Raw genomic sequence first — 10,078 nt, 5'->3', positions numbered from 1 at the left:
TGGTGGCCGGCGCTCTGGCCCTCGCTCGGCGACCGCTGCGCGAGCCCTCCGGCGCTCCGCCCCTCTGGCTGCGCGCTGGAGTGGTGCTGGCGGTACTGGTCAACTGGGCCTACCTCGTGATCAATGGAACCTGAGCGGGCTGCCACGCCCGTCGCGCCCGTCTCTTCCACAGCCCGCCGTCGCCGCTGGCCCTGGATCCTGGCGGCGCTGGCCCTGTTGTTGCTGCTCGACCTTTCCCGTCCTCCCGAGGCTCAGCTCTCCGCCGCGGCTCTTCTGGGGGCCATCGACCTCTATCAGGCAACGCTCTCGCCGCGCATGCCGGGGATGGGGGTGCATTGCCGTTTCCAGCCCACCTGCAGTCACTATGGCGAAGCGGTGATCCGTCGGGACGGCGCCCTGATAGGCTCCGGCAAGGCGCTGTGGCGCATTCTGCGCTGCGGGCCCTGGACGCCGCCGGGTACCAGTGATCCACCCTGAACCTGCCTGAGAGCACCATGAGCCCCAACGGACCCACGAAGCCACTCTATCTGGTCGAAGCTCGCCGCCTGCCGGAGGAGCGCAAGCTCCGCCTGACCTGGGAGGACGGTCACCAGGGGGAGTACGATTACGACACCCTGCGCGGTTACTGCCCCTGCGCGTCCTGCCAGGGCCACGGTGCCGGGCCGGTGGAATTCCAACCACCGCCGCATCCCGTCGACCTCGAGCACATCGAGCCGGTGGGCCACTACGCCATCTCTTTTCGCTGGTCCGACGGCCACGCTACCGGTATCTACCGCTATCCCTTCCTGCGCCGCCTGTGCCCGTGTCCGCGCTGCGCGCCGACGGGGCCGGAGGGGGCGCCGCACGAGCCCGTCTCTGCGGACTGAGCCTCGAGCTCTTCGCTCTAGGCTTTCTCCTGCAGGCTTTCCAAATCCTCCACGTCTCGGGGTCGGTTGACGTTGAGCAAGAGATGAGCTGGGTTTCCCCAGGCCCTCAGCTCCTCGGGCTCGAAGCGGTGGATCTCGAGTCCAGGTTCCTCTGCCAATGGATGCAGGGCGAGCTCTCCGCGGGCAACCCGGGCGCTCAGGGCGACGACGGCGCGGGGCCCATAGCGAGCGCATAGAGGCTCTGGGCGGAGCTCCTCGTGGCGGAGACTGAAGGGGAGCGCCCAGTCCGCTTCCTTCGGGGCGAGGACCAGGGCTTCAAGCAGCGCCACCGGCACCAGCGGTAGATCGCAGGCCAGCACCAGCAGAGCCTCGCCGGGGCAGGCCCGAGCCGCTCCCAGGATCCCCGCCACCGGACCAGCGCCGGGGCCGTCGGCGATGGAAGGCACAGGAACGGTGAGGAGCCCGCGCCCGCCGTCCGCCACCAGCACCCGGGAGCACACCGCCGTCAGCTTGCGCGCCGCGCGAGCGACCAAGGTCTCACCATCGATCTCCAGCCGCGTCTTGTCACGTCCCAGGCGCCGAGAAGCGCCGCCGGCGAGGACCACGCCGACGGGCCGCTGGCTCGAATGGGGAAGGGCCGGAACCGGTGCCGAGGGGGAGCTCATGCACCGAGCCTACGACACCCTGCAGCCAGAGGCCGGGCGTTTCCGGTGGATCGGGGACTGAACCGGGAAAAAGCTGAGCTGGGGAAGAAAGACTATCGGGGGAAAGGATGGTGCCGAAGGCCGGACTCGAACCGGCACGGATCGCTCCACACGGCCCTCAACCGTGCGCGTCTACCAATTCCGCCACTTCGGCAGCGGGCAAATTGTAGCAGCCCGGCAGCGAAAAGTCTCCGCTTGCCGCTCTCCGAAATTTGCCAATTCGGAGAGCTTCGGGCACTTACTAAGTCTTCTTGCGGCGTCTTCTTATTGGGCGTCGTCGCCGTCACCATCGCCGGAGCTGTCCGGCGCCGGAGCCAGGGCGGCATCGTCCGCGCCCTCCGGCGTGGTGCCCTCATCCTGCAGCTCTACCGCCGGCGGCGCGTCCGCCGCCACGCCGCTGAGCACGGAAGTGCCGCGGGAGGAGGACTGGAGCCAGGCGATGGACATGGTGGTGATGATGAACAGCACGAAGAAGCCCACGGTGAGCTTGTGCAGCAGCGTCGCCGCGCTGCGGGCACCGAAGGCGGCCTGGGTGCTGCCGCCGCCGAAGACGGACAGGTCGGCACCCTTGCCCTGCTGCAGCAGGACCACCAGGATCAAGAAGATGCAGGTCAAGACGTGAAGAATATACAGAGCGTAAAGCACGTTGAGTTCCCTCGAAAACGAGTGTCAGGCGACCCGCGGCACCGGTCGGACCGGGGCTTTAGGCGCAGGAACTGTTGATAATACCCGAGAATGGCTCAGGGTCAAGTCCCGCGCCCCCCACCAAGAAGCCATCGATGTCCTCCTGGACGATCAAAGACCCGGCGTTGCCTGGCTTCACCGACCCCCCGTAGAGGATGCGCAAGGCCTCGGCGAAGCTCGGATCCCGCAGCTTGCCGAGGCGCTGGCGGAGGAACTCGTGAACCTCCTGGGCCAGCTCCGGGGTCGCGGTCTTGCCGGTGCCGATGGCCCACACCGGCTCGTAGGCCAGGGCACCCGGGTTGGGCTCGGCGTCGAGGGCGGCGGCCAGCTGCCGCTCCAAGACCTCGAAGGTGCGGCCGTCCTCCCGCTCCCCTTCCGTCTCGCCGATGCACACCATCGGCTTGAGCCCTCCGCGGCGGGCCGCCGCCGCCTTGGCGCCCACCAGCTCGCTGGTCTCGCCGTGGTCCTGGCGTCGCTCGCTGTGGCCGCAGAGCACCCAGGAGCAGCCCACGTCCGTCAGCTGTGCTGCGGAGACGTCGCCGGTGTGGGCGCCCTGGGGTTCGGGGTGGAGGTCCTGGCCGCCCCAGGCGATGGTGGAGCCGGCCAGCCCTTCCGCCACCGTAGTCAGCAGCGTCGGACCCGGGAAGAGCACCACCTCGACGCCGGTGACGCCGGCGAGGCGCTGCCGCAGGTCCGAGCAATAGGCCTTGGCCTCCTGGCGCACCTTGTGCATTTTCCAGTTGGCCGCCACCAGCGGGGTCCGGCGGCTCATGAGCCCACCTCCAGCACCGCCACTCCCGGCAAAACCTTGCCCGCCAGCAGCTCCAAGGAGGCGCCGCCGCCGGTGGAGACGTGGTCGATGCGGTCGGTGACCCCGGCGCGGTGAGCGGCGGCGACGGTCTCGCCGCCGCCGATGACCTTGAAGCCGGGGCAGCTGGCCACCGCTTCCGCCAGCGCCACGGTGCCGGCGTCGAAGGGCGGTTTCTCGAACACCCCCTGGGGGCCGTTCCAGAACACCGTGCCGGCTTCCGCCACCGCTTCGGCAAAGCGCCGGCGGCTTTCCGGCCCGATATCCACCGCCATGGTTCCGGCGGGCACCGCGTTCGCTGCGACCGTCTCCACCCGCTGCGGGGACTCTAGGTCGTCGGTGACCACCAGGTCGTCCGGCACCAGCAGCTGGGTGTTCTGCTCGGTGGCCCGGCGGCGAATCTCCCGCGCCAGGTCCAGGCTCTCCGGCTCCACCAGCGAGCGAGCCATGTCATAGCCCTCGGCGGCGAGGAAGGTGTTGGCCATGCCGCCGCCGATGATCAGCAGGTCGAGACGCGGCAGCAGATTCTCCAGGGTGTCGATCTTGCCGCCGATCTTGGCGCCGCCGAGAATCGCCGCGAAGGGCCGGTCGGGCTCTCCCAACAGGCGTCCCAGGGCCTCCAGCTCGCGCACCAGCAGCCGTCCGGCGGCCCGTCTCTGAAAGCGCTCCGCCACCCCCACCACCGAGGCGTGGGCACGGTGGGCGGTGCCGAAGGCGTCGTTGACGTAGGCTCGAGCAGGCGCCGCCAGCTGCTCCGCAAAGCCGGGATCGTTGGCTTTCTCGCCAGCGTGGAAGCGCAGGTTCTCCAGCACCGCCACCGACCCCGGCGTCAGGTTCTCCGCCACCCGCCGTACCGGCTCGCCGACGCAGTCTTCGGCGAAGCCCACCGTCGCTCCCAGCAGCTCCGCCAGCCGTGCCGCCGCCGGCCGCAGGCTGTATTGGGGGTCGGGCTCGCCCTTGGGCCGGCCACAGTGGGAGGCCAACAACAGCCGGGCCCCGGCCTTGGAGAGCTCGCGAATGGTGGGCAGAGCCTCCCGCAACCGGGTGTCATCGGTGACGCGGCCATCCTCCATCGGCACGTTGAAGTCGACGCGCACGAAGACGCAAACGCCGTCTAGGGAGCCGAGGTCTAGGTCGTCGAGGGTGGGGACGGATGCGGTCATGGTTGGTTTACTCCTGCTTGAGCTGGTTCAGGCTAGGCTGGCTCTGGCCGAGGCAAGCGTTCCTGACGCGGTCGAGATCTTCCTGTGTGCCGCGCGCGGCCTGGCGATGCGAGACAGGGTCCGGTGGGCCGCACAGTCTCAAGCTTACCAAGAGTACTGAACCTTCCGGGTATCTCCGTCGCCAGGGCAGGCCGCTCACACCACTGGTGAGATTCTGGGCATTCCCACTACCTCTGATAGATTCCTCATCAACCCCGCTCGCCCCATCGAGCTCGCCGCCCATGGCCCACTCCGACGACTCACCCGCCATCCCTTCCAACGACCTTGAACCGCTGGTCTTGGGCATCGAAACTTCCTGCGACGACACTGCCTGCGCGCTGGTGGCTCGCGGCGGCCGGGTCCTCTCGTCGGTGGTTTCCAGTCAGCTCGCCGCCCATCGTCCCTATGGCGGCGTGGTGCCGGAAATCGCTTCCCGGGAACATCTCGCCAATTGGCAGGCGGTGAGTCGCCGAGCGCTCGAGGAAGCCGGTGTCGAGCTCTCTGCGGTGGACGCCGTGGCCGCCACCCGCGGCCCGGGGCTGGTGGGTTCGTTGCTGGTGGGGCTCTCTCTGGGCAAGGCTCTGGCCTACGGTCTGGGCAAACCCTTCCTCGGCGTTCACCACCTGGAAGGCCATCTTTACTCGCCGTTCCTGGAAACCGACGGCACCCCCGCCGAGACGCCGCCGGAGCACTTCGTCGGCCTGGTGGTCTCCGGGGGTCATACCAGCCTCTACGATGTCCGCGGCAGCGCTGTCACCACCCTCGCCGAGACTCGCGACGACGCCATGGGGGAGGTTTTCGACAAAGTGGGCAAGCGCGTTGGCCTGCCCTATCCACAGGGGCCGCTGGTGGACCGGCTGGCGGAGCTGGGAGATCGCCGGCGGGCCGAAGTACTCCCTATCGCCTCCACCAAGGAGAGCCTCGACTTCTCCTACTCCGGCCTCAAGACCGCCGCGCTGCTGGCCATCGAGGCGCTGGAACGAACCGACGCCGACACCGCCTACCGGCCGGAGCAGGATCCACCCTTCGAGCCGCCGGTGCTCGACCTGCTGGCGGCCTTTCGCTACGCCGCGGTCGAGCAGATCCTGCGCCGCCTGCGCCGCCTCCACCGCCGCCGCCCGATCCCCCTACTGGCGGTCTCCGGCGGCGCCGCCGCCAACCGTCTGCTCCGCCGCCAGCTGGAGACCTGGGCCGCGGAAGAGAAGATCTCCCTGCGCCTCGTCCCCCTAACCTACGCCGGCGACAACGCCGCCATGATCGCCCACGCCGCCGCCCAACGCCTGGCCCGGGGCGAGACCGACGACCCCCTGGACAGCGAAGCCGCCAGCCGCCTTGTGTTGGGATAGAAGAAATACTTCGCTGAAACAGGACGCCCCAGCATTCGAAAACCTGGACGGGCGCTGGTTGGAACGGAGCGAAGGCCCCGAGGCGCCCGCCGCAGGCAGGAGCCGAAGCGGAAGAACGCGCGGAACTTTCTGAACGCAGTGAGTTTTCCGCGCGCCGCTCCGGCTCCATCACCTGCGGCGGCCAGCAGCGCCGAGGCCTGAGCGGATTCCAACCAGCGCCCGTCCAGGCGCTGAGAGTCTCGCTCTCCTGTCAGCAGAGAGATTCTCTCGGGCCGACTATGGAATTACCGCCGCCCCTTGCCCCGCTGCTCGCCGTAGCCGGTGACGATGTAGCTGCCGGAGCGCTTGTCCCGCCGCAGCCGGATCACGCCCTTGTCCTCGGCGTCCTCCAGTAGCTCGGAAAAATTGCCGTAGCCGTAATAGCCCTCGTTGAACGACGGCTTCTTGCGCTGCATGGTCTGCTTGATCATCGAGCCCCACAGCACTTCCTTGTTCTCGCGGATCAGCGCCTGCATGGCGTCGGTGAGCAGCCCGAAGAGCTCGGCGTCCTTCTTCGTCAGGCCCTCCACCTGGGGGTGGCTCTGGGCGTCCCGCCATACGTCCTCGTAGTAGATGAACTCGTCGCAATTGTCCACCAAGAGGCTCGACGAGGCGTTCTTCACCCCCACGCCGATGACGTACTTATTATTCTCCTTGAGCTTCGAGACCAAGGGCGAAAAATCACTGTCGCCGGACATGATGGCGAAGGTGTCCAGGTGCTCCTTCGAGTAGCACAGGTCCATGGCGTCCACCACCATCTTGATGTCGGCGCTGTTCTTTCCCGAGTATCGCTTCTGGGGAATGTCGATGAGCTCGATGGCCGCCTCGTGGAAAATGCGCTTGTACTCGCTGTAGCGGTGCCAGTCGGCGTACGCCTTCTTGACGATGATCTTGCCCTTCTCCAGCAGCCGCTCCAGCACCAGATTGATGTCGAACTCCTCGGTCTTGGAGTCGCGCACGCCCAAGGCGATGTTCTCGAAATCGCAGAAGAGGGCGATCTTGCGCTCGTCCACGTCCGAGCTATTGCGATCCGGAGCCTCCAGGAAGATCTCCCGCAGCACCGTCTCCAGGTCCGCGTCGCCGTTGCGGCGTCCGGCGGCCGTTGCGGCCGCCACCAGCGGCGTTCGAGAAATGCGCGGCAGGGCCGGGTGCGGCGTTCGAGGGACGAGGCTTGGCTGGAAGCTGCTCGGGAAAGACATGGGGCGGCGAAGGAGGGCAGGGCTGGTCATGGTCAATCTTCAAATCCTGGTCGAGGTTGAGGGCTTGGCGGGCGGCGGTGGATGCCCAAGAATCGGAAGCGACACCGCTCACGGGCAAAGCGCGGAGGATTGCGCAACGGCTTCTGTCAGTATACCGTGTGCTCTCCGCGGTCCTGGTTCTTCGCTTCTTTGTACGGGTTCCGCCGCCGGCTCGGCGAGCCAGACCCGCGCCAGACCCGCGTGAGCGCCGAGGCCCGCGCTGCTATACTGCCGAAGTGGCTCGACGGCCTCGATGCCACGCGCGACACGAGCCCTGATCCGCATTCCGACTCGAACGATCTTCCGACCACCACCAGCAGCTTTTCAGATTCCGGCGACACGTTGACCCGCACCTCCCTGCCGTTTCACTACCTGGCCGTCGACGGCCCCATCGGAGTGGGAAAGACCACTCTGGTAGAGATGCTCGTGCGCCGCTTTGAGGGGGTCAAAGTCCTCGAGGACGTGGAGAACCCCTTCCTCCCCAACTTCTACCAGGACCGCCCCGGCGCCGCCTTCCAGACCGAGCTCTACTTCCTGCTCTCACGCTTCAAACAGCAGCAGGACATCGTCCAGCGGGAGCTCTTCGACCGCCTGGTGGTTTCCGACTACTCGTTCCAAAAGAACCGTATCTTCGCCTACCTCAACCTCAGCGACGACGAGCTGATGCTCTTCGACAAGCTCTACAACCTCCTCGAGCCCCAGATCCCCGAGCCCCAGCTGCAGCTCTACCTGGTGGCGGACGTGGAGACCTGCAAAGAGCGCATCAAGCGCCGATCCCGCAGCTTCGAAAAGGACATCTCCTCCGACTATCTGCGCGAGCTCATCGACGCCTACAACCACTACTACCACTACTACGAACGGACACCGCTGCTGGTGGTGGACACCCGCCACATCGACTTCCTGCATCGGGAAGAAGACTTCGAGGACTTGGTGCACCAGCTCTCCCGACCGATCAAGGGTACCCAATACTATGTACCCCGGGGCAGCGCCTGATCCCCAGCTAGCCAGACTCCCCAATCTGCCAGACTCCCCAATCTGCCTGACTAAGAGCCAGACCATGAGCCAAGACACCGCCCAGATTCTGCCCCCGACCCAGGAAACCCCCGCTGTAGAGCCTCTTACCATCGCCGGCCGCAGCTTCGCCTCGCGTCTCATCCTGGGCACCGGCAAATACCCCGATTACCCCACCATGGAGGCGGCCCACCAAGCCTCCGGCACCGAGATGGTCACCGTCGCCGTGCGCCGGGTCGACCTCGCCGACACCGGCTCCGGCTCGATGATGGAGCACATCGACACCGACCGCCTGCTGCTCCTCCCCAACACCGCCGGCTGCTACACCGCCGACGACGCCATCCGCACCGCCCGCTTGGCCCGCGAGCTCGGCGGCTGGGAGTGGGTGAAGCTGGAGGTCATCGGTGACGAGAAAACCCTCTTCCCCGACACCGCCGAGCTGCTCAAAGCCACCGAGGTCTTGGTGAAGGAGGGCTTCGTCGTCCTCCCCTACACCAACGACGACCCGGTGGTCTGCCGCCGCCTGGAAGAGGCCGGTGCCGCTGCCGTCATGCCCCTGGGCGCTCCCATCGGTTCCGGCATGGGGATTCGCAACCGCGCCAACCTGCGCATCATCGTCGAGCAGGCCAAGGTCCCGGTGATCGTCGACGCTGGCGTCGGCACCGCCTCCGACGCCGCCATCGCCCTCGAGCTCGGCGCCGACGGCGTCCTGATGAACACTGCCATCGCCGGCGCCCAGGATCCCGTGAGGATGGCCCACGCCATGCGCCTCGCCGTCCAGGCCGGCTGGCTCGCCGCCCACTCCGGCCGCATTCCCAAGAAGCTCTACGCCACCGCTTCCTCGCCGCTGGAAGGGCTCATCGAGTAGCCGTTTTGCCCTCGCAGGGCTCGTCCCCTTGCACCCCAAACCACTTTTCGTCTAAGATCCCCGTTCCTACGGATTGCACCCGTAGCTCAATTGGATAGAGCACCTGACTACGGATCAGGAGGTTTGGGGTTCGACTCCCTACGGGTGCACCATTCATATCTTCCTCCCAGACAAGAAGAACTCCGGAGCACGCGACAGCGTCGCGATTACGCCTGCATTTTCATCGCGCGCAGGCCGAGCCCCCCAGTACGCCCTTTGCCCTGGCCGGGCAGGAGTTGCTTAGTTTGACTTTAGAGAGGTAGCCGCGCACAATCAGTATGCAATTTCGCTTACTTGGCGCCGGGAAGAAACGGAAAGGCGCGGAACGGCCCCAGGAGATCCGCCGTGGCTACCAAACGCATCACCATCTCGCTCCCTCAAAAGATCTACGACGAAGTCGAGGAACTCGCCCAACGCGAGCATCGCTCCATGTCCGAGCTCGTGCGGGAAGCGATCCGGCACTGTGCGGATAGCCCGAGGGGTGATGGGGCTTTCGGGTCGTGGGGTGTGACCGAAGTTGCCGAGCCGGCGACTGCCTACGGTGCCGACCCTGGAGTCCCGCGAGGCCTTGCCGCGGCCCAGAGCTCGAAGCTCGATTACCTGCAGCGCTCCACCGGGCTGACGGTGGGCGAGATCCTCCAGCAGGGCATCGACCGCGTCTACGAGGAGGCCCGGGGATCCGCGAAGGACTCCCTTCGCGTGCTCCGGGAGTCGAGCTTCATCGGCTGCGGCGCGGGGCCGGAGGATCTTTCCGAGTCCTACAAGAGCTATCTCGGCGAGTCCCTGTCCACCAAGCATGATCCTCGCTGACACCGGCTTCTGGCTCGCCCTGGCCAACCCCCGCGACCGCCACCACGCCACCGCCCGCCGCCGGCTGGAGCGTCTTGCCGAACCCCTGATCACCACCTGGCCGGTGATCACCGAGACCTGCTACCTGCTCCTCACCCGCATCGGCCCGCCAAGCCAGCGGGAGTTCCTCACGCTCCTGGACCGCGGCGGCTTCGAAGTCTTCCCCCTCGACCCGGAGCACGTCCCTCGCACCCTCGAGCTGATGCAGGCCTACGAAGACCTCCCCATGGACCTCGCCGACGCCTCGCTGGTGGTGCTGGCCGAGGCCCTGGGCCACGGCCGGATCCTGTCCACCGGTCGACGAGACTTCGGGGCCTATCGGTGGAAGCAGCGGGAGCCGTTTGAGAATTTGTTGTTGGGGGAGTGATGACGGTGCGGGTCGCCGAGGGCCCCAAGGGCTGCTGCTAGTCGTTTGCAGGTCTCG

12 protein-coding genes and 2 tRNA genes are annotated in these 10,078 nt (G+C 67.0%); 8 read left to right on the top strand and 6 right to left on the bottom strand.

Annotation, left to right across the window (positions count from 1 at the left end):
• The first annotated feature begins 123 nt into the window (after positions 1-123).
• Positions 124-477 (top strand): membrane protein insertion efficiency factor YidD, encoded by a 354-nt coding sequence (gene yidD, locus SX243_22975; GenBank protein MDY7095847.1) that lies wholly within the window; start codon positions 124-126, stop codon positions 475-477.
• A 17-nt stretch (positions 478-494) separates the two neighbouring features.
• Positions 495-866, top strand: a complete 372-nt coding sequence (locus tag SX243_22970; GenBank protein MDY7095846.1) for a DUF971 domain-containing protein — start codon at positions 495-497, stop codon at positions 864-866.
• Between the two features lie 17 nt (positions 867-883).
• On the opposite strand, the gene SX243_22965 is transcribed toward SX243_22970, so the two are convergent.
• From SX243_22965 to SX243_22945, 5 genes are all read right to left on the bottom strand, one after another.
• On the bottom strand, positions 884-1,531 hold the full coding sequence (locus tag SX243_22965) for a molybdenum cofactor guanylyltransferase (protein ID MDY7095845.1): 648 nt from the start codon (positions 1,529-1,531) through the stop codon (positions 884-886).
• Between the two features lie 108 nt (positions 1,532-1,639).
• Positions 1,640-1,724 (bottom strand) — tRNA-Leu (locus SX243_22960).
• 110 nt (positions 1,725-1,834) lie between these two features.
• Positions 1,835-2,215, bottom strand: a complete 381-nt coding sequence (secG, locus tag SX243_22955) for a preprotein translocase subunit SecG (GenBank protein ID MDY7095844.1) — start codon at positions 2,213-2,215, stop codon at positions 1,835-1,837.
• A gap of 58 nt (positions 2,216-2,273) precedes the next feature.
• The gene (tpiA, locus tag SX243_22950; GenBank protein ID MDY7095843.1) at positions 2,274-3,026 is read right to left on the bottom strand and encodes a triose-phosphate isomerase; all 753 of its coding nucleotides are present in this window, start codon (positions 3,024-3,026) and stop codon (positions 2,274-2,276) included.
• Positions 3,023-4,225 carry a phosphoglycerate kinase gene (locus SX243_22945; protein MDY7095842.1) on the bottom strand — a complete coding sequence of 401 codons (1,203 nt, stop codon included), beginning with the start codon at positions 4,223-4,225 and terminating at the stop codon, positions 3,023-3,025. Before SX243_22945 ends, tpiA begins: the two co-directional genes overlap by 4 nt.
• A gap of 281 nt (positions 4,226-4,506) precedes the next feature.
• Between SX243_22945 and tsaD the strand changes: the two genes are divergently transcribed.
• Complete coding sequence (gene tsaD, locus SX243_22940; GenBank protein MDY7095841.1) at positions 4,507-5,610, top strand: tRNA (adenosine(37)-N6)-threonylcarbamoyltransferase complex transferase subunit TsaD; 1,104 nt, start codon at positions 4,507-4,509, stop codon at positions 5,608-5,610.
• A gap of 284 nt (positions 5,611-5,894) precedes the next feature.
• Here tsaD and SX243_22935 read toward each other — a convergent pair whose 3' ends face one another.
• Entirely contained in the window at positions 5,895-6,662 is a 768-nt protein-coding gene (locus SX243_22935; protein ID MDY7095840.1) for an NYN domain-containing protein, read from the bottom strand.
• 567 nt (positions 6,663-7,229) lie between these two features.
• Here SX243_22935 and SX243_22930 point away from each other — a divergent pair.
• From SX243_22930 to SX243_22910, 5 genes are all read left to right on the top strand, one after another.
• Positions 7,230-7,880, top strand: coding sequence for a deoxynucleoside kinase (locus SX243_22930; GenBank protein MDY7095839.1), 651 nt, complete (start codon positions 7,230-7,232; stop codon positions 7,878-7,880).
• Between the two features lie 64 nt (positions 7,881-7,944).
• Complete coding sequence (locus tag SX243_22925; protein ID MDY7095838.1) at positions 7,945-8,766, top strand: thiazole synthase; 822 nt, start codon at positions 7,945-7,947, stop codon at positions 8,764-8,766.
• A gap of 75 nt (positions 8,767-8,841) precedes the next feature.
• A tRNA-Arg gene (locus tag SX243_22920) sits at positions 8,842-8,918 on the top strand.
• A 232-nt stretch (positions 8,919-9,150) separates the two neighbouring features.
• Positions 9,151-9,615, top strand: coding sequence for a ribbon-helix-helix protein, CopG family (locus SX243_22915; protein ID MDY7095837.1), 465 nt, complete (start codon positions 9,151-9,153; stop codon positions 9,613-9,615).
• Positions 9,602-10,021, top strand: a complete 420-nt coding sequence (locus tag SX243_22910; GenBank protein ID MDY7095836.1) for a PIN domain-containing protein — start codon at positions 9,602-9,604, stop codon at positions 10,019-10,021. Before SX243_22915 ends, SX243_22910 begins: the two co-directional genes overlap by 14 nt.
• Positions 10,022-10,078 lie beyond the last annotated feature (57 nt).

This window comes from Acidobacteriota bacterium (genome assembly GCA_034211275.1).
Taxonomy (GTDB): domain Bacteria; phylum Acidobacteriota; class Thermoanaerobaculia; order Multivoradales; family JAHZIX01; genus JAGQSE01.
This window is presented reverse-complemented; position numbering and strand designations above follow the sequence as displayed.

What these genes read in the sequence shown, in the direction of transcription:
- SX243_22925 (MDY7095838.1), top strand. Translation starts at nt 7,945, where the DNA reads ATGAGCCAAGACACCGCCCAGATTCTGCCCCCGACCCAGGAAACCCCC.
- tpiA (MDY7095843.1), bottom strand. Translation starts at nt 3,026, where the DNA reads ATGAGCCGCCGGACCCCGCTGGTGGCGGCCAACTGGAAAATGCACAAG.
- SX243_22970 (MDY7095846.1), top strand. Translation starts at nt 495, where the DNA reads ATGAGCCCCAACGGACCCACGAAGCCACTCTATCTGGTCGAAGCTCGC.
- yidD (MDY7095847.1), top strand. Translation starts at nt 124, where the DNA reads ATGGAACCTGAGCGGGCTGCCACGCCCGTCGCGCCCGTCTCTTCCACA.
- SX243_22965 (MDY7095845.1), bottom strand. Translation starts at nt 1,531, where the DNA reads ATGAGCTCCCCCTCGGCACCGGTTCCGGCCCTTCCCCATTCGAGCCAG.
- tsaD (MDY7095841.1), top strand. Translation starts at nt 4,507, where the DNA reads ATGGCCCACTCCGACGACTCACCCGCCATCCCTTCCAACGACCTTGAA.
- SX243_22945 (MDY7095842.1), bottom strand. Translation starts at nt 4,225, where the DNA reads ATGACCGCATCCGTCCCCACCCTCGACGACCTAGACCTCGGCTCCCTA.
- SX243_22910 (MDY7095836.1), top strand. Translation starts at nt 9,602, where the DNA reads ATGATCCTCGCTGACACCGGCTTCTGGCTCGCCCTGGCCAACCCCCGC.